Source organism: Enterobacter sp. 22466, from assembly GCF_052044775.1.
Classification (GTDB): domain Bacteria; phylum Pseudomonadota; class Gammaproteobacteria; order Enterobacterales; family Enterobacteriaceae; genus Enterobacter; species Enterobacter dissolvens.
Genome location: NZ_JBQENX010000007.1, coordinates 163946 through 184944, shown reverse-complemented (window position 1 = coordinate 184944; position 20999 = coordinate 163946). Strand labels below are relative to the sequence as shown.

Sequence of the window (20999 nt, the reverse complement as noted above, 5' to 3'; positions counted from 1 at the left end):
ATCCTGAAATCAAGCTAACGAAATGTCGTAGCAAGCCGGTATCGGTAAACCCCTGGACAGACCTGCTACTGGAAAAAGTGGGAATAAGATAAGTTTTCTTTGGTGGGAAGTAAAATCCCGCATGCGTTCAATCGGCAAAATTACGCCAGATATCCTGAATATCTTCCATCAGAAAGCCGCGGTAGAGCAAAAAGCGCTGGATTTTGACTTTTTCTGAAAATTCACGCGGCAGCGGTTCACCGTATTTACGAATCGCCTGCTCTTTTGCCAGCGCACACCAGTCCGTGTCACAGTCGCGCATCGCTTTTTCAATGGACTCACGGGCAACGCCCTTCTGGTTCAACTCCTGACGGATACGCGCCGGACCGTATCCCTTACGGCCACGGCTGGCCAGGAACCGGGAAGCAAAACGGTCATCATCCAGATAGTGATGCTCATAGCACCAGGCAATCACCCGGTCATAATCTTCCGCGGTGGCATCAATCTCTTCCGGCCCATTTTTACCCATCACCGGGGCCGACAGTTTACGCCGCAGCTCTTGTTCACTGTGGTCACGCACGGCAAGGATCCGCACCGCGCGGTCCAGTAATCGCGCATAAGCGGGTCGACGCGTTGTGGATTCACTCATAAAAAACCTGCTGGTTCAGAAATGCAAAAAGGGCCGCATCAGCAGCCCTTCATTTTTAAACGAAAGCCTTAAAAGTCTTCGTTAGTTTCTTCAGCATCCGCACCATCAACCACGAAATCAGGTTTAGAGTCCTGGTTGTTCAGCAGAAGCTCACGCACTTTCTTCTCGATCTCTTTCGCTGCAGCCGGGTTCTCTTTCAGCCAGGAGATCGCATTCGCTTTACCCTGACCAATTTTGTCGCCGTTGTAGCTGTACCATGCGCCTGCTTTTTCGATCAGCTTCTCTTTCACGCCCAGGTCAACCAGTTCGCCGAAGAAGTTGATACCTTCACCGTAGAGGATCTGGAATTCAGCCTGTTTGAACGGCGCGGCGATCTTGTTCTTCACGACCTTCACGCGGGTTTCACTCCCCACCACGTTCTCACCCTCTTTCACCGCCCCGATACGGCGGATATCCAGACGGACAGAAGCATAGAATTTCAGCGCGTTACCACCGGTGGTGGTTTCCGGGTTACCGAACATCACGCCAATTTTCATACGGATCTGGTTGATGAAGATCAGCAGCGTGTTGGACTGCTTCAGGTTACCGGCCAGCTTACGCATTGCCTGGCTCATCATACGTGCCGCGAGGCCCATGTGAGAGTCGCCGATTTCGCCTTCGATTTCCGCTTTTGGCGTCAGCGCAGCAACGGAGTCGACCACGATAACGTCAACCGCACCGGAACGCGCCAGCGCGTCACAAATCTCCAGCGCCTGCTCACCCGTGTCTGGCTGAGAACACAGCAGGTTATCGATATCCACGCCCAGCTTACGAGCATAAACAGGGTCCAGCGCGTGCTCGGCATCGATAAAGGCACAGGTTTTACCTTCGCGCTGCGCCGCGGCAATCACCTGCAGCGTCAGGGTGGTTTTACCGGAGGATTCTGGCCCGTAGATCTCTACGATACGGCCCATTGGCAGACCGCCCGCGCCCAGCGCGATATCCAGAGAAAGCGAACCGGTGGAGATCGTTTCCACATCCATGGTACGGTCTTCACCCAGGCGCATGATGGAGCCTTTACCGAATTGCTTTTCGATCTGGCCCAGTGCTGCCGCCAACGCTTTCTGTTTGTTTTCGTCGATAGCCATTATTACTCCTGTCATGCCGGGAGAAGCGACTGTGCTTCACCGTGGATTTCTGTTCTGTTGGTGCAATTATACTGTATGGTCATACAGTATCAAGTGTTTTGTAGAAATTGTTGCCAGAGCGTTTTTAACGCATAAACGGTGGCCTGACGACGCACGCTTTCACGATCGCCGCTAAAGCACTCCCGGCGAGTGATCCCCTCACCTTTAGAGGTGGCAAAACCAAACCAGACGGTGCCGACAGGCTTCACGTCACTGCCGCCGTCCGGGCCCGCGATACCGCTAATAGAAATGGCATAATCCGCGCGCGCCGCTTTTAGCGCACCAATTGCCATCTCAATCACCACCGGCTCACTGACCGCACCATGCTGTTCAAGTGTGGATTCGTGCACGCCAATCATTTGCGCTTTAGCTTCGTTACTGTAGGTCACAAAGCCGCGTTCAAACCAGGCGGAACTGCCTGCAATATCGGTAATCGCTTTAGCAACCCAGCCACCGGTACAGGATTCGGCAGTCGTGATAGTCGCGCCACGTTGCTTAAGCGCCAGTCCTACGACTTCGCTAAGCTGCATCAATTCATGGTCAGTCATTCTCGCTCCGGGCATCAGAAAAACGTGCAGCACAAGATAGCACTTTCTCGTCAGATATGGAGATGTGGATCATGTTTTACGAGGGGGCTTCAGAAAAAAGCCGATGCGAAGGCACCGGCTGAGAAGAAGGTTACTTCATGCTCCTGGCGAGGGTATTCACGTTATGGCGAAACGCCTTCACGTAGGTATCCGCCACGCCGCCTTTGGCCGACAGTGCTTCCGGATAAAGTTCGCCCCCCGGCTGCGCACCGGTGGCCGTGGCAATTTGTTTAACCAGGCGCGGGTCGAGCTGGTTTTCCATAAACCAGGTTTTCACCCCGTCCGCTTTTATCTGATTGATAATCTCAGCCACCTGCGCCGCGCTGGCTTCGCTCTCTGACGACAAGCCCTGCGGCGCAATAAAGGTCACGCCATAGGCGCGGCTGAAATAGCCGAAGGCGTCATGGCTGGTGAGTACTTTACGTTTTGCCTGCGGGATCTGGCTGAATTGCGTTTTGGCCCAGCTATCCAGTTGAGTCAGTTGCGCAATATAAGGTTTACCTGTCGCCTCCAGCGCCGCCTTATCATCAGGATCGGCTTTTACCAGCCCGGCGAGGATATTTTGCGCATACCGTGCTCCGTTCGCCGCACTGTTCCAGGCATGCGGATCGGTCACGGTTTTCCCGTCCTCTTCAAGCGTATGGGTTTTCACCCCGGTCGAGGCCACCACCAGCTGGCCTTTAAATCCGGAGGCCTTCACCAGCCGGTCGAGCCAGCCCTCCAGCCCCAGACCGTTTACCACCACCACATCGGCCTTGCTGAGCGCCGCACTGTCTTTTGGGGACGGTTCGAAGGTATGCGGATCACCGTCCGGCCCTACCAGCGTAGTCACGTTGACCCGATCGCCCCCCACCTCCCGGGTGATGTCTCCCAGAATGGAAAAACTGGTGACCACATTAAGCGTTTTTGCCATCACGCCCTGTGACATCATCCCGAGCGCGAGCGCCATTATTAACCCTGTACGTTTCATCATTTCCCCTTGCGTTAAAAAAGCGCACGCAGGCTGCCAGCCAGGTGGCTTCGTGTGCCAAATAAAACCGAAATAAAGAACAGCACGCTGGCGGTCAGCACGATGGACGGCCCGGCGGGTAAACTCACCGCCCAGGAGAGGCTTAACCCCAGCCATGCACAAAAAACGCCGCTGATGCCCGCCAGGCAGAGCAACCCCGGAAGGGTGCGCACCCAGCAGCGTGCCGCCACTGCCGGCAACATCATCAGCCCGACGGCCATCAGCGTGCCGAGAACCTGAAATCCGGCCACCAGGTTAAGCACCAGCAGCGCCAGAAACAGTCCGTGCAACAGGCCGGGCAGCCAGCGGGCGTTAACCTGTAGCCAGGCGGTATCGAACGCCTCGGTCACCAGCCCACGATAGAAAACTGCCAGCGTCACCAGCGTGAAGATGCACACGCCAGCCACAAACAGCGCGGCGTCGTTATCCACCGCCAGAATGGAACCAAACAGCAGGTGCAGCAGATCGACGTTCGAACCGCGCAGCGACACCAGCGTCACGCCCAGCGCCAGCGAGCCGAGATAGAACCCGGCAAAACTGGCATCCTCTTTGAGCGGCGTACGGCGACTGACCAACCCCGCCACCAGCGCCACGGCGATCCCGGCGATAAACCCGCCGATACTCATCGCCAGCAGTGACATACCGCTCAGCAGATAGCCCACCGCAACGCCGGGTAAAATGGCATGTGAAAGGGCATCGCCCATCAGGCTCATCCGGCGCAGTTGCAGGAAAACACCCAGTGCCGTGGTGCTGACGGACAGCGCCAGGCACACCACCAGCGCGCGACGCATAAAGCCGTATTCGATAAACGGCTGAAAGAAGAGATGCCAGATCATGCCACCCTCACCCGCTCGGTTTTCCAGTGGGGAATAGCCGTATCCAGCCGCAGGGTTTGCGGAAAATGACGCGAAACGCGCTCGCTGTCATGCAATACCGCGAGCAGGGTTTGGCCCTGCATGTACATCTCAAGCATCAGATCCATCAACACGTTACAGGTGGCTTCATCGACGCCGGTAAAGGGCTCATCAAGCATGACCAGCGGCGCCTGTTGCACCAGGATCCGGGCAAACAGCATGCGCTGAAACTGGCCGCCGGAGAGTGCATCGATGGTAGATAACGCCATGGCGTCCAGCCCGACACGCTCCAGCGCGCTGGCAATGCGCGAGCGTGTTTCCCGACGAAAGCCGGAAAAGAGCGACACACGCGGCCAGCAGCCCATGCTCACCACATCCTGAACCGTCAGCGGGAATTGCGCCTCCAGCGCGTGACGCTGCGCCAGCCAGCCAATGACCGGGCGTTTACCCTGCCAGCGAAAATGGCCGCTCACGGGCGGAATAAACCCGGCGAGCGTTTTCAGCAGCGTGGATTTTCCGCATCCGTTGGCCCCGATAATGGCGGTCATGCTTCCGCGTTCAATCACGCCGGATATCGCACGCGTGACGGGGACACGGTCGTAACCCGCAATCAGTTCATCCATGACGATCATGGCAATGCCACCGCCCAGCGCACGGCCAGCCCGATAAACACGATAATGACCAGCGCCAGCAGAAACCTAACTGCCGCAGACAAAGAGAAAAGGGTCGTTGACATTTTGACACCACATTAAATGTTATAACGTAACAATAATGAAAGGCGATTGAGATGTAAATGGCGCGTTTGCAAAGGGAGTGTGGCGAAATGTTTCTGCGGGGGGCCCGCTCCCACAGGGCTGAGGGATCCCCAGTAATTATTTACCGAAAGCGATGAATGTTGCTTCAGGAAAATAAATGATTTACAGCGACGCCCTGGTCCGGCTGTAAATCGCTGAGGCGTTTCCTGCAGGCCGGGGCGAGGCGCATGGATGCGCCGAGAGGGCGGCTTTACAGGGACGTTACATCCGCCCGTCCCCGATAAGCCGGAAGGAATAAGCCGAGGGCACCGCGAAGCGGCGATTTACCGCCGGGAGCCCGGGTCGCCAGGGCGGCGGCGATTGAGCCGCCCTGGCACGTTCACGGGTCATGTTGTTACAGAGTAGCAAGGAACATAAAGTGAACGGAATGACCTCTACAGCCATATGTTCCCCCTCACCCCAGCCCTCTCCCTCAAGGGAGAGGGAGTCCTCCGTGCAGGCATTATTTTGTGGGGAACCCTCTCCCACAGGGAGAGGGAGGAATAAAGCGACTTACTGACTAAACGGTGACGCCGCAGGGACACGCGCCTGCGATACCGCCAGGCCCAGTTGCCATACGGCCATCGCATAGTGCGTGCTGTGGTTATAGCGGGTGATAGTGTAGAAGTTTGGCATACCGTACCAGTACTGATACCCGGTTCCTACATCCAGACGCAGCAGGCTCACCTGATCGACATTACCCAGCGGCTGCGTTGGCGTTAAACCTGCCGCCGTCAGCTGCGCAACGCTGTATTTGGTTTTAAAGCCGTTTTCCAGACCAAACGCCTCGCCATTGGCCTGTACGGCTACCTGCCCACCCGGCGTCCAGCCGTGTGCCTTGAAGTAGTTCGCCACGCTGCCGATGGCATCGACCGGATCCCACAGATTGATGTGTCCGTCTCCGTTAAAGTCGACGGCATACTGCTTGTAGGAAGACGGCATGAACTGACCATAGCCCATCGCACCGGCAAACGAGCCTTTCAGATCGAGCGGGTCATCCTGTTCGTTACGCGCCATCAGCAGGAAGGTTTCCAGCTCGGAAGAGAAGTATTCGGCACGACGCGGGTAGTTAAACGAGAGCGTGGCCAGCGCATCGAGAATGCGGGTTTTGCCCATCACGCGACCCCAGCGGGTTTCCACACCGATAATGCCGACGATGATTTCAGGTGGCACGCCGTAAACCTGCCACGCGCGATTGAGGGCATCTTCATACTGATTCCAGAACACCACGCCATTTTGCACGTTGTCCGGGGTAATAAACTGTTTGCGATAGCGCAACCACGCACCGTTTGGCCCGGTTGGCACTTGCGCTGTCGGTGCCTGCCTGTCCATCAGGCGCAGCACGTAGTCCAGACGTTTCGCCTGCGACAAAATTTCATGCAATTGCTGTCTGTCAAAGCCGTGTTTGCTCACCATTTTATCGATGAACTGTTCGGCCGCCGGGTTATTCGCGAAGTCGCCACCCATCTGCATCATATTGTGCTGCGGCTCCAGCAGGAATCCTCCGGAAGGCGCGCCAGCCGTCTGCACAGCGGCTTCAGTCTTGGGTTTACTACTACAGGCGGACAGCAGAATAAGCGCAGGTAACAACGCTGCATAACGACGCTTGAACATGGGGCATCCATTTAACGGGTTCGATAAGAACCCAGTATGGTAAAGCATCCGCAACACCTCAAGGAAGCGGTACGCGCCTTCCCCACCAAATCTTTACGCTCCTCAACGCAAATCTGCGCTTTTTTCAACCAAAATGCGCCACTCTCACCCATTAACTTTCAAAATAATCCATTTTTCTTTCATTGTGAGATCTGATTAACACTTTAAAACCTTTCAAAGTGATTATTATTAGTCCAGGTAATACAAAACAAAAAAGCCCCACAGGAGAGAAGAATGATAGAAACCATCACCCACGGCGCCGAGTGGTTCATCGGGCTGTTTCAGAAAGGCGGAGAGGTCTTCACCGGTATGGTGACCGGGATCCTGCCGCTGCTGATCAGCCTGCTGGTGATCATGAATGCGCTGATTAACTTTATCGGCCAGCAACGCATTGAACGCTTCGCCCAACGCTGTGCCGGGAACCCGTTATCCCGTTACCTGCTGTTGCCCTGCATTGGTACCTTCGTTTTCTGTAACCCCATGACCTTAAGCCTCGGCCGCTTTATGCCAGAAAAGTACAAACCGAGTTACTACGCCGCCGCCTCATATAGCTGCCACTCCATGAACGGCCTGTTCCCCCATATCAACCCGGGTGAGCTGTTTGTTTATCTCGGTATTGCCAGCGGCCTGACCACGCTTGGCCTGCCGCTTGGCCCCCTGGCGGTGAGCTATCTGCTGGTCGGCCTGGTCACCAATTTCTTCCGTGGCTGGGTGACCGATCTCACCACCACCATTTTCGAGAAAAAAATGGGCATCCAGCTTGAGCAAAATGTTCACCTGTCAGGAGCAACAGCATGAGCCGGATCCGCATTGAGAAAGGCACGGGCGGCTGGGGCGGCCCGCTGGAGTTCGACGCCACCGAAGGCAAAAAAATCGTCTATATCACCGCAGGCACACGTCCGGCAATTGTCGACAAGCTACGCGATCTGACCGGCTGGGAAGCGGTGGACGGCTTCAAAGAAGGCGAACCACCGGAGGCGGAAATCGGCGTGGCGGTCATCGACTGTGGCGGCACGCTGCGCTGCGGTATCTATCCGAAGCGTCGCATTCCGACGGTGAATATTCACTCCACCGGGAAATCAGGCCCGCTGGCGCAGTACATCCTTGAAGACATTTATGTGTCAGGCGTGAAGGAGGAGAACATCACGCTGGTGAATGGGACTTCCGCCCCGCAAAAAACCGCACCGCGCGACTACGACACCAGTAAGAAGATCACCGAGCAGAGCGACGGCCTGCTGGCGAAGGTCGGCATGGGAATGGGCTCCGCCGTGGCGGTACTGTTCCAGTCCGGGCGCGACACCATCGACACGGTGCTGAAAACCATCCTGCCGTTTATGGCCTTCGTCTCCGCGTTAATCGGCATCATCATGGCGTCCGGTCTGGGAGACTGGATCGCCCACGGCCTCGCCCCGCTTGCCAGCCACGCACTCGGTCTGGTGACGCTGGCGCTGATCTGCTCCTTCCCGCTGCTGTCGCCGTTCCTCGGCCCGGGGGCGGTGATTGCTCAGGTCATCGGCGTGCTGATTGGCGTACAGATTGGTCTGGGTAACATTCCTCCGCATCTGGCCCTGCCTGCGCTGTTTGCCATTAACGCCCAGGCAGCATGCGACTTCATTCCCGTTGGCTTGTCACTTGCCGAAGCGCGTCAGGACACCGTGCGCGTGGGTGTCCCGTCTGTGCTGGTCAGCCGTTTCCTGACAGGCGCACCGACGGTGCTGATTGCCTGGTTTGTTTCCGGCTTTATTTATCAATAAGAGGTGCCTGCAATGACCGTGATTTACCAGACCACCATTACCCGCATCGGCCAGAGCGCGGCCGATGCCTTAAGCGACCAGATGCTGATCACTTTCCGCGAAGGCGCCCCGGCAGATATCGAAGAGTTTTGTTTTATCCACTGCCACGGCGAACTGCACGGAGAGTTGAAAGCGGGAAGCCAGCTGGAGCTGGGTGATACCCGCTATGCCGTCACCGCCGTGGGCGACGTGGCCGAGCAAAATCTGCGCGAGCTGGGCCACATCACCCTGCGGTTCGATGGCCAGGCGCAGGCGGAATATCCCGGCACGGTTCACGTGGATGGCCCAGTTCCGCAGGCTGTTACCCCAGGCTGCACATTAAAATTTGTTGCGTAATTTAAGGAGAGCGTTATGAGTCAGGTTGCCGTTGTCATTGGTGGAGGACAAACCTTAGGAGAGTTTCTCTGCCGTGGGCTTGCCGCAGAAGGTTACCGCGTGGCGGTAGTGGATATTCAGAGTGAGAAAGCCGCCCGCGTGGCGGATACCATCAACACCGAATTTGGTGAAGGAATGGCATACGGGTTTGGTGCCGATGCCACCAGCGAGCAGAGCGTCATGGCGCTGGCCCGCGGGGTAGACGAGATTTTTGGCCGTACCGACCTGCTGGTCTATAGTGCCGGGATTGCCAAAGCGGCGTTTATCAGCGATGTCGAGCTGGGGGATTTTGACCGTTCCCTGCAGGTCAATCTGGTAGGCTACTTCCTCTGCGCCCGTGAGTTTTCCCGTCTGATGATCCGCGACGGCATTCAGGGGCGCATCATTCAGATCAACTCCAAATCGGGAAAAGTGGGCAGCAAACACAACTCCGGCTACAGCGCGGCGAAGTTTGGCGGCGTAGGGCTGACGCAGTCTCTGGCGCTGGATCTGGCCGAATACGGAATTACCGTTCACTCGCTGATGCTGGGCAACCTGCTGAAGTCGCCAATGTTCCAGTCGCTTCTGCCGCAGTACGCCACCAAGCTTGGCATCAAAGAAGATGAAGTGGAGCAGTATTACATCGACAAAGTGCCGTTGAAGCGCGGGTGCGACTATCAGGATGTGCTGAATATCCTGCTGTTCTATGCCAGCCCGAAAGCCTCTTACTGCACCGGGCAGTCGATTAACGTCACCGGTGGGCAGGTGATGTTCTGATCGAGCAGGCTGATGCCCTCACCCTACCCCTCTCCCACAGGGAGAGGGAATATAACAAGGAGCCGATATGGTAACCGCACTCATCACCGTCGCCGCCCTCGCCTGGCTCTGCCAGCTGGCGTTTGGCGGCTGGCAAATCCACCAGTTTAACCGCGCGTTTGACGCTCTGTGTCATCAAGGTCGCGTGGGCGTCGGGCGTTCCGGTGGACGCTTCAAACCACGCGTCGTTGTCGCCGTTGCGCTGGATGAAAACAATAACGTCTGCGATTCCCTGATCATGCGCGGCATGACCGTCTTTGCCCGACCGGTGAAAATCCGGGCAATCAACGGCATTTCTTTGCAGGAATTGCGGCCTAATGTGATCTTTCCCCATGATCCACTCTGTCAGAATGCACTATCATTAGCGCTTAATCTGAAACATGGATAATTTCGTTGTGAAAGCTATAGACTTGCGAAATTATCATTTCGCAACCTAAGGAACGAAGCGCCTATGAAACCACGTCAGCGGCAGGCGGCCATTCTTGAGCATCTGCAAAAGCAGGGAAAATGCTCGGTAGAGGAGCTGGCCCACTACTTTGACACCACCGGCACAACAATACGCAAGGACCTGGTATTGCTCGAAAACGCTGGCGCAGTCATTCGAACCTACGGCGGGGTGATGCTCAACAAAGACGAAGCCGACCCGCCTATCGATCACAAAACGCTGATCAACACCCACCAGAAAGCGCTGATTGCCGAAGCCGCCGTGAAATTTATCCATGATGGCGACTCTATTATTCTTGATGCGGGCAGTACCGTCCTGCAGATGATCCCGCTGCTCAGCCGCTTTAACAACATCACGGTGATGACCAACAGCCTGCATATCGTCAACGCTCTCTCGGAGTTTGACAGTGAACAAACCATTCTCATGCCCGGCGGGACTTTCCGTAAAAAATCAGCGTCATTTCACGGCCAGCTGGCAGAAAATGCCTTCGAGCACTTCAGCTTTGACAAACTGTTTATGGGTACCGACGGCATCGACCTGAATGCCGGTGTTACCACCTTCAACGAAGTGTTCAGCGTCAGTAAAGCCATGTGCAACGCCGCCCGGGAAGTGATTTTAATGGCGGACTCCTCGAAGTTTGGCCGTAAAAGCCCCAACATAGTCTGTAGCCTTGAAAGCGTCGATAAGCTGATCACCGACGCAGGGATCGATCCGGCGTTCAAAAAAGCGCTGGAAGAGAAAGGCATCGATGTAATCGTAACTGGAGAGAAAGATGAGTGATTTTCTGTTAAACGCTGGCCGTCAGACCCTGATGCTGGAACTGCAGGAGGCCAGCCGGCTGCCGGAACGGCTGGGTGAAGATTTTGTGCGCGCCGCCAATATTATTATTGAGTGCAAAGGCAAAGTGATTGTCTCCGGGATCGGCAAGTCCGGCCACATCGGCAAGAAAATTGCCGCGACGCTGGCGAGCACCGGGACACCGGCGTTCTTCGTGCACCCGGCTGAAGCCCTGCATGGCGATCTGGGGATGATCGAAAGCCGCGACGTAATGCTGTTTATTTCTTACTCCGGCTCGGCCAAAGAGCTGGATCTCATCATCCCGCGTCTGCAGGAAAAATCGATCGCCCTGCTGGCCATGACCGGTAAATCCCGCTCGCCGCTGGCACTGGCGGCCAAAGCGGTGCTGGATATTGCCGTGGAGCGCGAAGCCTGCCCGATGCACCTCGCCCCCACCTCCAGCACCGTCAACACCCTGATGATGGGCGACGCGCTGGCGATGGCGGTCATGCAGGCGCGCGGTTTCAATGAAGAAGATTTCGCCCGTTCACACCCTGCCGGGGCACTCGGCGCCCGCTTGCTGAATAACGTTCACCATCTGATGCGTACCGGCGATGCCATCCCGCAGGTCAAACTCGACACCAGCGTGATGGACGCGATGCTGGAACTGAGCCGCACCGGGCTGGGACTGGTCGCCGTCTGCGACGATATGCGTCAGGTGAAAGGCGTCTTTACCGACGGCGACCTGCGCCGCTGGCTGGTGGGCGGCGGCAAGCTGGAGGCACGCGTGTCAGAAGCGATGACCCCGGGCGGGTTAACGCTGAATGCCAGCAGCCGCGCCATTGAAGCCAAAGAGGTGCTGATGAAACGTAAAATCACCGCCGCACCGGTGGTGGATGACGCTGGCCGCCTGTGCGGCGCCATCAACCTGCAGGATTTCTACCAGGCAGGCATTATTTAACCCTTCAGTCCCAGGCGCTTCGCCAGCCGGTGCAGGTTGGCGACGTCCATTTCCAGCGCCCGCGCGCACGCCGCCCAACTGCGGTTGTTCTGTTCCAGCGCGCGGGTAATCATCTGGCGCTGAAATTCTTCTGTCGCCTCGTGCAGGTTCTCGTTCACGCTCTCAGGCGTTGCGGGCTTCACGAACGGGGCACTTTCCTCATGCAGCGCAAAATGCCGCGCATGAATCACGATTTCATCCCCTGAGCGCGTCGCCCGTGCCAGCACCACCGCGCGATGGATGGCGTGCTCCAGCTCGCGTACGTTACCCGGCCAGCCGTAAGTCAGCAGATGGCTCCGCGCCCCCGGGCTCAATACCACGCGCGACAAGCCCATTTTGAGCCGACACTGTTCGCAGAAAAAACCCGCCAGCAGCACCACATCGTCCCCACGCTCGCGCAGCGGCGGCACGGTAAGCGGAAAAACGCTCAGACGATGGAACAGATCGGCGCGGAAATTGCCGTTAAGCACCGCTTCGCGCAGGTCGCGGTTGGTTGCCGCCAGCACGCGCACGTTGACCCGTAAGCTGCGGTCGTCCCCCACGCGCTGAATATCGCCGTACTGCAATACGCGCAGCAGCTTGGCCTGCAGCGACAGCGAAAGCTCGCCTATTTCATCGAGGAACAGCGTGCCGTTATCGGCCATTTCAAACTTACCGCTGCGGTTGCTGATGGCGCCGGTAAATGCCCCTTTAACATGACCAAACAGCTCGCTTTCCGCCACGCTTTCCGGCAGTGCGGCGCAGTTAAGGTAGACCAGCGGGTTGGCCGCACGAGGTGAAGCTTCGTGAATGGATTTCGCCACCAGCTCTTTACCGGTGCCGGTCTCACCGAAGATGAGCACGTTCAAATCGGATGCCGCGACGATCTCAATCTCTTTTTTGAGTTGTACCATGCCTGGCGAGAGGCCAATCATCTCCGTATGCGCGACCTGTTCAAACGCCGCCGGGCTGCCAGGAAGAATATTCTGGCTCTCCAGCTGTTCAATCAGCAGGGCATTGTTCAGCGCCCCGGCGGCGAGGGCCGCAATCAGGCGCAACTCTTCGTCGCTGAAGGTATCGAACTGGTCAGGCGACATCCCATCAAGGGTCAGCGCCCCAATCAGGTTTTGTCCGGCAAACAGCGGCAGCCCGATACAGGCGTGCACCTTCAGGCTCTCCTGCCCCGGTATAAGGCCGTCGTACGGGTCGGGCAGATCGCTGTCAGCCGGAAAACGCACCACGTCACCTGCCCGGGCGATGGTCTCCAGCCGCGGGTGGCCTTCCAGGGTAAAACGCCTTCCAAGAACGTCCTGCGCCAGCCCGTCGATAGCCAGAGGTATAAACTGTCGTCCTTCATAGCGCAGCAGCGCCGATGCATCGCAGTCCAGCACGTGGCGCAGCGTGGAAATCAGCCGCTGAAAACGATCCTGATGCCCGATGCCGGTTTGCAGTTCAATGGCGATCTTCGCCAGCACGTCTACGGAAAAGCTCATGTCTGCCTCGCTGTCATTTTGACAATACATAGTGTCATATTGACATCTTTAACAATAGTCATAATGACTACCCATTCCGGGGAATAAAAATTTTAACCCATAAAAATCAATAAAATAAAAGTTGGCACGCAAGTTGATATAGACAAAACATCTTATTCAACACGCCGTATTATTTGAGGTTGCTATGTCTATTCTGGTTAAAAATAACATTCATTGGGTCGGTCAACGTGACTGGGAAGTGCGTGATTTCCACGGGACGGAATACAAAACGCTGCGCGGCAGCAGCTACAACAGCTATCTCATCCGAGAAGGTAAAAACGTGCTGATCGATACCGTCGATCACAAATTCAGCCGCGAGTTCGTGCAGAACCTGCGCAGCGAAATCGATCTGAACGATATCGACTACATCATCATCAACCACGCGGAAGAGGATCACGCCGGGGCGCTGACCGAGTTGATGTCCCACATTCCGGATACCCCGATCTACTGCACCACCAACGCCATCGACTCCATCAATGGTCACCATCACCATCCGGAGTGGAATTTCCACACCGTGAAAACCGGCGACACGCTGGATATTGGTAACGGCAAACAGCTGATCTTCGTGGAAACCCCGATGCTGCACTGGCCGGACAGCATGATGACCTACCTGACCGGCGATGCGGTACTGTTCAGCAACGACGCCTTTGGTCAGCACTACTGCGACGAACGTCTGTTTAACGATGAAGTGGATCAGACCGAGCTGTTTGAACAGTGCCAGCGCTACTACGCCAACATCCTGACCCCGTTTAGCCGTCTGGTGACGCCAAAAATCAACGAGATCCTCGGCTTCAACCTGCCGGTGGATATGATTGCCACCTCCCACGGCGTGGTGTGGCGTGAAAACCCTACCCAGATCGTTGAGCTGTACCTGAAATGGGCAGCGGATTATCAGGAAGACCGCATCACCCTCTTCTACGACACCATGTCCAACAACACCCGCATGATGGCGGATGCGATTGCCCAGGGCATCAACGAAGCGGACCCGAACGTGGCGGTGAAAATCTTCAACGTGGCGCGCAGCGATAAAAACGAGATCCTCACCAACGTGTTCCGCTCTAAGGGCGTGCTGGTGGGCACCTCCACCATGAACAACGTGATGATGCCGAAAATAGCCGGCCTGGTGGAAGAGATGACCGGCCTGCGCTTTCGCAACAAACGCGCCAGCGCCTTTGGCTCCCACGGCTGGAGCGGCGGTGCGGTAGATCGTCTTTCCACCCGCCTGCAGGATGCCGGTTTTGAGATGTCCATGAGCCTGAAGGCCAAATGGCGGCCTGATCTCGACGCGCTGGAAATCTGCCGTCAGCACGGCCGCGATATTGCGCGTCAGTGGGCGCTCGCACCGCTTCCGCAGGCAGCGAAACCGACCGAACAGCAGGAGGCCTGCGCCGCGACCGCCGATCCTGGCCCACGCATGCAGTGCAGTGTCTGCCAGTGGATCTACGATCCGGAACAGGGCGAGCCGCTGCAGGATGTCGCACCGGGTACGCCGTGGAGTGAGGTGCCGGACACCTTCCTCTGCCCGGAATGTTCCCTTGGGAAAGACGTCTTTGACGAACTGGCAACGGAGGCAAAATGAGCAATGGCATTGTCATCATCGGCTCGGGCTTTGCCGCCCGCCAGCTGGTGAAAAATATCCGCAAACAGGATGCAAACGTGCCGCTGACGGTCATCGCCGCCGACAGCATGAATGAGTACAACAAGCCTGATTTAAGCCATGTGATTAGCCTGAACCAGCGCTCTGACGATCTCACCCGCCAGACGGCGGGAGAGTTCGCGGAGCAGTTCAACCTGCGCCTGTTTCCCTACACCTGGGTCACCGATATCGACGCTGCCGCGCACGTGGTAAAAGCGAAAGACAAAACCTGGCAGTACGACAAGCTGGTGCTGGCGACGGGAGCCTCAGCTTTCGTGCCGCCGGTTGAAGGCCGCGAGCTGATGATCACCCTGAACAGTCAGCAGGCGTACCAGGCCTGTGAAACGACGCTTTGCGACGCAAGGCGGGTGATGATTGTTGGCGGCGGTCTGATTGGCACCGAACTGGCGATGGATTTCTGTCGCGCAGGTAAAGCCGTCACTCTGGTCGACCACGCGGCAAGCATTCTGTCGGCCTTGATGCCCGCAGAAGTAAGCAGTCGCTTACAACACCGTCTGACCGACATGGGCGTGCATCTGCTGCTGAAATCGCAGTTGCAGAGTCTGAGCAAAACCGAAGACGGCATTCGCGCAACGCTTGACCGCAACCGCAGCATAGAAGTCGATGTGGTGGTTGCCGCGACGGGGTTGCGCCCGGAAACCGCGCTGGCGCACCGCGCAGGCGCTGAAACAGGCCGTGGCGTGAAGGTGAATAGCTACCTGCAAACCACGCAGCCCGACATTTACGCGTTGGGGGACTGTGCGGAAATCAACGGTCAGGTGCTGCCTTTCCTGCAGCCGATCCAGCTTGGCGCCATGCATCTGGCAAAAAACCTGCTCGGCGGCAGCGCACCGCTGAAATTACCGGCCATGCTGGTGAAGGTGAAAACGCCTGACATGCCGCTGCATCTGGCAGGCGAAACGCAGCGCCAGGATCTGCACTGGCAAATCACCCTCGACCCGCAGGGCATGGTCGCGCGAGGCGTGGATAACGAGGGTCAGATACGCGCCTTTGTCGTCAGTGAAGACCGGATGAAGGAGGCTTTCGCTCTGCTGAAATCACTGCCTGCTTAATCCGGCGTCGCCTGCCACGTTGACGTGATCTCTGGATTTTAGTGTCCGCCGCCCCGCTGTCCCGGGGCTTTTTTTGGCGCATCTTATTCATGAGGTAAATACATATTAGATAAATCATCGTTTTTAATCCCTTATTCATTCCGTCCATAATTATTTAAATGCGGAACAGCTGTAAAACATCAACCTGTTTTATTCCCTGCTCCCGGCTTAGTCTGATGATTAATGACTCAACCGGAGATATCCCATGGCGACGTTCACCAAAGAGCTAAACTATCTTTCAGCCTATTTTACGCGGGTAAAAAAATCAGAGCGTATATTATTTCGCTGGCTCTATCTTAGCCCGGAGGCACGCATTGAGCGTCTGCGTGAACTGATGATGCCCCTGAACCACACGAAACGATGAACACATCCAGAGCTTACAGGCCGGGTATGCGCAGTGCAACCCGGCAAAAAGCGGAACAAATAATTGAACTCATCATTGTTTATTTAAATATTAATTAACTGAGAAAATATAATAAAAATTAATTTATCTTCCATCACAATTTCATCCTTCCTGCTTTCGCATTAAAATTAAAGCTGTTATTTTTTGTCGTGAATTAAGTTCTACTGGAATCCACTCACATGAATGCATTTAGTTATCTGCAACGTCTGGGTAAAGCCCTGATGTTGCCAATCGCCACGCTGCCGGTGGCAGCGATATTATTACGTCTCGGTCAGCCTGATGTTTTTAATATTCCCTTTATTGCCAGTGCGGGGGGCGGTATTTTCGACAGCTTACCGCTCCTTTTTGCCCTTGGTATCGCCATTGGTCTGGCTAAAGACAACGCGGGCGCGGCGGCCCTTGCCGGTGCCGTTGGCTTCCTGGTGCTCACCAAAGCCACGGCGGTCATTAACGCCTCCATTAACATGTCCTTCTTCGCGGGGATTATTGCTGGCGTGGTGGCTGGCCACTGCTATAACCGCTTCTCGAATACCAAACTACCGGACTTTCTTGCCTTCTTTGCGGGCAAGCGTCTGGTCCCCATCATGACCGGGCTTATCTGCCTGTTCATCGCCTGGGTGTGCGGCTACGTCTGGCCTACGGTGCAGCACGGTATTGATACTTTTAGCCTGCTCGTTTCCCGCAGCGGCGAACCGGGCTGGTTTATCTATGGGGTGCTTAACCGGGCGTTGATTCCGTTTGGCCTGCACTACATTCTGCACTCCGTTTTCTGGTTTAGCCTCGGCGACTGTCTGAAGGTGACCTATGATGCCGCGAGTGCAGTTCATAACATCTGTCTCGCGCCGGATGTGGTGAAAGGGCTGGTTGTCGGTGGTACCGTACCGGGCATCGAGGGCTCCACCATCACACAGATTGCCACTGACCTGAACCGTGGCGACCTTAACCGCTTCTTCGCGGGTGACCCGCATGCTGGCGTCTACATGGCCTGGGCGTACCCCATCTTTATGGGCGGCCTGCCGGGAGCTGCGCTGGCAATGTATTTCGCCGCGCCGAAAGCCCGCCGTTCAGCCGTGGGCGGGATGCTGCTCTCTGTGGCGCTAACGGCCTTCCTGACCGGCATCACCGAACCCATCGAATTCTCCTTCCTGTTCCTTGCTCCTGCCCTGTACGCCCTGCATGCAGTACTTGCGGGCGTCAGCATGGTGATCGCCAACAGCCTCGGCGTGCTGCACGGCTTTGGTTTCTCCGCCGGGTTGATCGACTTTGTGCTCAACTGGGGGCTTGCCACGAAACCGTGGATTTTAATCCCGCTGATTGTGCTGTTCTTCGCGATCTATTTTGTGGTGTTCACGTTCGCTATTCGCGTCTTCAGGCTGAAAACGCCGGGTCGTGAGGAAGAGGACGCAATAACGGGTGATTCTGACGATCAGAGCGAGGCCATTGCCCGGTACATCGTGGCGTTAGGCGGCAAAGAAAATCTGACGAGCGTCGATGCCTGCATTACCCGCTTGCGCCTGACGCTGGTGGATAACAGCCTGCTGGATGAACCGGAGCTGAAAGCGCTGGGTGCCAAAGGTATTCTGAAGATGGGGACCCGGAATGCGCAGGTCATACTTGGCCCCCAAGCTGAACGTATTGCCCTGAAGATTCGGGCACAGACAAAAGCCTGACGCGGCGCGTTGCTGTTCCCTCTCCGTACCGGAGAGGGAATAAAACCGGAACACTTTACCTTTCCAGACCTTATTTATTCCGCAAAACGCCCTACACTCTCAGCATCCCTTATCATCTCCGGTATGTCGCCATGCGCCAGCTTCAGAAAATCCGACAATATCAACGGCTTTATCAGCACTATGGTGCTGTGCCAAAGCCCACCACCATCGCTCAAGTGGCTGAGGTTGCGCTGTGCAGTGAACGCCACGCGCGTACCCTGCTGCGCCAGCTCGCGCAGAGCGGCTGGTTAAGCTGGCAGGCCCAGCCGGGACGCGGGCATCGTGCCATTCTGCATTGTCTGACGACCACCAGCGAACTGAGCGCGCCGCTGATGCATGCCTGTCTGGAGAAAGGGGATTACCAGAGCGCACTGCAGCTGGCAGACGGTGATCCGGCCAGCCTGCATCACATCATCACCCCATTTTTAGGCGGTAAATGGCTCAAGCACCAGCCCACGCTGCGTATTCCGTGGTACCGTCCACTGACGTCGCTCTGTCCTGCCTTGCAGCGTCGCCGCGCCGAGCAGCATATTATCTGCGCGGTTCACGCGGGGTTAACGCGATACACGCCAGGTCATCCTGACCCCGTGCCGGATTTGGCTCACCACTGGCATGCCAGTGAAGACAAACGCTGCTGGTACTTTTACCTGCGCAGCGGCGCGCACTGGCATAACGGGCAGGCCATCAGCGATGAGGATATACTCAGCGCCTTGCACCAGCTGCTGGCGGATCCGGCACGCAACGCGGGGCTGTTGCACGTTTCCCGGATATCGCTTGTCGCCCCCTGGTGTCTGGAGATCACGCTGAATATCCCCGATGCCATGCTGGCGCATCGTCTTGCCCATCACGTTTGCCGTCTGCCGCATCCACTGCAACCGACCATCGGGGCCGGGCCGTTTGCCATCGCCCATCATCATTCGCACTATCTGCGCCTTGAGCGTCAGCCCTGGTACTTTGCCACACACCCGCTACTGCATGCGATTGAATTCTGGCGAACCCGCTCAGAGACACAAAAACCGGCCTGGATCACCGTCGGTAAGGGACAAAACGCGCAGAACACAGCAACCTCGGTCAGCGGCGGTTTTACCTGGCTCATGGTGAATGCCGGGCTGCCACCTTCGCTCGCGGCCTGGTTGCGTCAGGACGTTCAGCAGATCAACCAGCATATTGCCCATCGGAATGATGTCGAAACCCGCACCGAAATCCTCCCCGGTCTGACGACGCCCTCAGTGCCAAAAGCTTCTGACGTCACGCTTCCTGCCACGCTTTCACTGGTCTGTTATGACACGCCGGCGCTGTGCGAGCTTGCCAGCATGCTGCAAACTCGCCTGAGAACGCGCGGCTGCGAATTGCAGGTGTCCTTTAAAGACCGCGAAGCGTGGCATATTCCGGACGCGCTGGCGCAGGCCAACCTGCTGCTGGGCGATTATTTGTCGGGCGAGTCTCCGGCGTTTGCGCTGGCAGAGTGGTTCGTCGATGAACCGGCATGGGGGGCCGCACTGGGTGAAACCATATGGCAACGTGAGAAGCAGAAACTGATGGGTTATTGCGAAAGCGAGAAGAGCCTGCACACCCATCTGCCCGCTTTCTTTCGACGCGTGCTTGAAAGCGGCGTCTGCACGCCGCTGTTCCACTACCGCTATCGCCTGAATACCCTGGAAAATGTGCAGGACATTGTGCTGACCGCCAGCGGCTGGCTTGATTTTACCCGCGCCTGGCTACCGCCTGCTCAGGAGCGCACCACCAGCGCATCGTAGCCGCGCCAGCGGTAGTTGATCATGGAGATCAGCCAGCAGGCGACAAACAGCCCGACCACCACGAATCCGGCATTGCCGAGGTTGTCGTTGACGGCACCAATGCGATCCCAGATGCCGCCGCTGAGAGCAAATTTATCCATCAGCAGCCCCAGCGCCTCCAGCCCGCCGATGAACACCGCCACCACCACAGAGGTGCCGGTGATGGTCATGTTGTAGTAGAGCTTGCGCTGCGGCTTGTTGAATGCCCAGCCGTATGCCCCCACCATCAGCATATTGTCGAGGGTATCCACCAGCGCCATGCCGCTGGCGAAAAGCGCCGGGAAGATCATGATTGACCACACCGACATGCCGTTTGAGGCGCTGGCGGCAGAGATCCCGAGCACGCCGATTTCGGTGGCGGTATCAAAGCCAAGCCCGAACAGAAAACCGACCAGATACATCTGCCAGCTTTTGTTGACCAGGCGGAAGGTCGCGCCAAACAGCCAGTGCATGACCCCACCCTGCACCGGGAGGGTCATGTCATCCTGTACCGCCTGTCCGTTTTTCAGCGCCTGAAAATTACGCCAGACGCCGCGCAAAATCACCATATTGACTAACGCCATCGCCAGCAGGAACGTCGCGGAGACGGCCGTGCCAATCAGGCTGCCGGTTTCATGAAACCAGGCCATATTTTTCTGAAACGCGGTCGCCGTCGCGGCAATGGCAATGGAGGCCAGCACCACAATGGTCGAGTGCCCCAGCGAGAACCACGCCCCGACGCCAGAGGGGCGCTTGCCCTGCTGCATCATCTTGCGTGTCACCGTGTCAATGGCCGCGATGTGGTCAGCATCCACCGCGTGACGCAGCCCGTAGCACCACGCAAGCAGGCTTGCGGCCATTAACGCAGAACTGCCGCTAAAGGCGTTCCACGCCCAGCCCCACGCCAGAAGATTAGCCATTACCAGCGCCAGCAGCAGGAGCGCGGCGCGAGGTTCATTGCGTAAGCGTCGTAACAT

21 protein-coding genes are annotated in these 20999 nt (G+C 56.9%); 12 read left to right on the top strand and 9 right to left on the bottom strand.

The genetic code is table 11. From position 1 onward, the window contains the following. Positions 1–127 precede the first annotated feature (127 nt). From recX to mltB, 7 genes are all read right to left on the bottom strand, one after another. Entirely contained in the window at positions 128–628 is a 501-nt protein-coding gene (recX, locus tag ACTJJI_RS18350) for a recombination regulator RecX (RefSeq protein ID WP_046889280.1), read from the bottom strand. A gap of 68 nt (positions 629–696) precedes the next feature. Next, positions 697–1755: a recombinase RecA gene (recA, locus tag ACTJJI_RS18345; protein WP_013098438.1), complete on the bottom strand. Its 1059-nt coding sequence runs from the start codon at positions 1753–1755 to the stop codon at positions 697–699. An 89-nt stretch (positions 1756–1844) separates the two neighbouring features. Beyond that, positions 1845–2342 (bottom strand): nicotinamide-nucleotide amidase, encoded by a 498-nt coding sequence (pncC, locus tag ACTJJI_RS18340; RefSeq protein ID WP_013098439.1) that lies wholly within the window; start codon positions 2340–2342, stop codon positions 1845–1847. 130 nt (positions 2343–2472) lie between these two features. Beyond that, the gene (locus ACTJJI_RS18335) at positions 2473–3351 is read right to left on the bottom strand and encodes a metal ABC transporter substrate-binding protein (RefSeq protein WP_047361462.1); all 879 of its coding nucleotides are present in this window, start codon (positions 3349–3351) and stop codon (positions 2473–2475) included. Between the two features lie 14 nt (positions 3352–3365). Next, positions 3366–4226, bottom strand: coding sequence for a metal ABC transporter permease (locus ACTJJI_RS18330; RefSeq protein ID WP_046889282.1), 861 nt, complete (start codon positions 4224–4226; stop codon positions 3366–3368). Next, on the bottom strand, positions 4223–4876 hold the full coding sequence (locus ACTJJI_RS18325) for a metal ABC transporter ATP-binding protein (protein ID WP_047361460.1): 654 nt from the start codon (positions 4874–4876) through the stop codon (positions 4223–4225). The genes ACTJJI_RS18330 and ACTJJI_RS18325 overlap by 4 nt, the downstream gene beginning before the upstream one ends. A gap of 675 nt (positions 4877–5551) precedes the next feature. Further along, a complete protein-coding gene (gene mltB / locus ACTJJI_RS18320) occupies positions 5552–6652 on the bottom strand; it encodes a lytic murein transglycosylase B (protein WP_014833028.1) in 1101 nt (366 codons plus the stop codon). Between the two features lie 273 nt (positions 6653–6925). Here mltB and srlA point away from each other — a divergent pair, with 273 nt between their 5' ends. The 7 genes from srlA to gutQ all read left to right on the top strand — a co-directional run bounded on the left by srlA (position 6926) and on the right by gutQ (position 11837). Then, positions 6926–7489 carry a PTS glucitol/sorbitol transporter subunit IIC gene (srlA, locus tag ACTJJI_RS18315; RefSeq protein ID WP_014833029.1) on the top strand — a complete coding sequence of 188 codons (564 nt, stop codon included), beginning with the start codon at positions 6926–6928 and terminating at the stop codon, positions 7487–7489. Next, positions 7486–8445 carry a PTS glucitol/sorbitol transporter subunit IIB gene (gene srlE, locus ACTJJI_RS18310; protein WP_440655106.1) on the top strand — a complete coding sequence of 320 codons (960 nt, stop codon included), beginning with the start codon at positions 7486–7488 and terminating at the stop codon, positions 8443–8445. Before srlA ends, srlE begins: the two co-directional genes overlap by 4 nt. 12 nt (positions 8446–8457) lie before the next feature. After that, positions 8458–8820, top strand: coding sequence for a PTS glucitol/sorbitol transporter subunit IIA (gene srlB, locus ACTJJI_RS18305; protein ID WP_014833031.1), 363 nt, complete (start codon positions 8458–8460; stop codon positions 8818–8820). Positions 8821–8835: 15 nt separating this feature from the next. Then, positions 8836–9615, top strand: coding sequence for a sorbitol-6-phosphate dehydrogenase (gene srlD, locus ACTJJI_RS18300; RefSeq protein WP_014833032.1), 780 nt, complete (start codon positions 8836–8838; stop codon positions 9613–9615). Positions 9616–9682: 67 nt separating this feature from the next. Continuing rightward, positions 9683–10042 carry a transcriptional regulator GutM gene (gutM, locus tag ACTJJI_RS18295; RefSeq protein ID WP_440655104.1) on the top strand — a complete coding sequence of 120 codons (360 nt, stop codon included), beginning with the start codon at positions 9683–9685 and terminating at the stop codon, positions 10040–10042. A gap of 63 nt (positions 10043–10105) precedes the next feature. After that, positions 10106–10879 (top strand): glucitol operon DNA-binding transcriptional repressor SrlR, encoded by a 774-nt coding sequence (gene srlR / locus ACTJJI_RS18290; RefSeq protein WP_248041629.1) that lies wholly within the window; start codon positions 10106–10108, stop codon positions 10877–10879. Next, positions 10872–11837, top strand: a complete 966-nt coding sequence (gene gutQ / locus ACTJJI_RS18285; RefSeq protein WP_083020744.1) for an arabinose-5-phosphate isomerase GutQ — start codon at positions 10872–10874, stop codon at positions 11835–11837. Before srlR ends, gutQ begins: the two co-directional genes overlap by 8 nt. On the opposite strand, the gene norR is transcribed toward gutQ, so the two are convergent. Continuing rightward, positions 11834–13348 (bottom strand): nitric oxide reductase transcriptional regulator NorR, encoded by a 1515-nt coding sequence (gene norR, locus ACTJJI_RS18280; RefSeq protein WP_440655101.1) that lies wholly within the window; start codon positions 13346–13348, stop codon positions 11834–11836. The two genes, gutQ and norR, sit on opposite strands and share 4 nt — an antisense overlap. A 184-nt stretch (positions 13349–13532) precedes the next feature. Between norR and norV the strand changes: the two genes are divergently transcribed. The 5 genes from norV (at position 13533) to ACTJJI_RS18255 (ending at position 20004) form a co-directional block, all read left to right on the top strand. Beyond that, positions 13533–14966, top strand: coding sequence for an anaerobic nitric oxide reductase flavorubredoxin (norV, locus tag ACTJJI_RS18275; protein WP_440655099.1), 1434 nt, complete (start codon positions 13533–13535; stop codon positions 14964–14966). Then, positions 14963–16096, top strand: coding sequence for an NADH:flavorubredoxin reductase NorW (gene norW, locus ACTJJI_RS18270; RefSeq protein WP_440655097.1), 1134 nt, complete (start codon positions 14963–14965; stop codon positions 16094–16096). The genes norV and norW overlap by 4 nt, the downstream gene beginning before the upstream one ends. 244 nt (positions 16097–16340) lie before the next feature. Next, positions 16341–16499, top strand: coding sequence for a hypothetical protein (locus tag ACTJJI_RS18265; protein WP_014833039.1), 159 nt, complete (start codon positions 16341–16343; stop codon positions 16497–16499). A gap of 218 nt (positions 16500–16717) precedes the next feature. Continuing rightward, positions 16718–18208 carry an N-acetylglucosamine-specific PTS transporter subunit IIBC gene (nagE, locus tag ACTJJI_RS18260; protein ID WP_440655095.1) on the top strand — a complete coding sequence of 497 codons (1491 nt, stop codon included), beginning with the start codon at positions 16718–16720 and terminating at the stop codon, positions 18206–18208. A gap of 131 nt (positions 18209–18339) precedes the next feature. Then, on the top strand, positions 18340–20004 hold the full coding sequence (locus ACTJJI_RS18255; RefSeq protein ID WP_440655093.1) for an SgrR family transcriptional regulator: 1665 nt from the start codon (positions 18340–18342) through the stop codon (positions 20002–20004). Here the strand turns inward: ACTJJI_RS18255 and ACTJJI_RS18250 are convergent. Continuing rightward, entirely contained in the window at positions 19977–20999 is a 1023-nt protein-coding gene (locus tag ACTJJI_RS18250; RefSeq protein ID WP_153907483.1) for a HoxN/HupN/NixA family nickel/cobalt transporter, read from the bottom strand. The two genes, ACTJJI_RS18255 and ACTJJI_RS18250, sit on opposite strands and share 28 nt — an antisense overlap.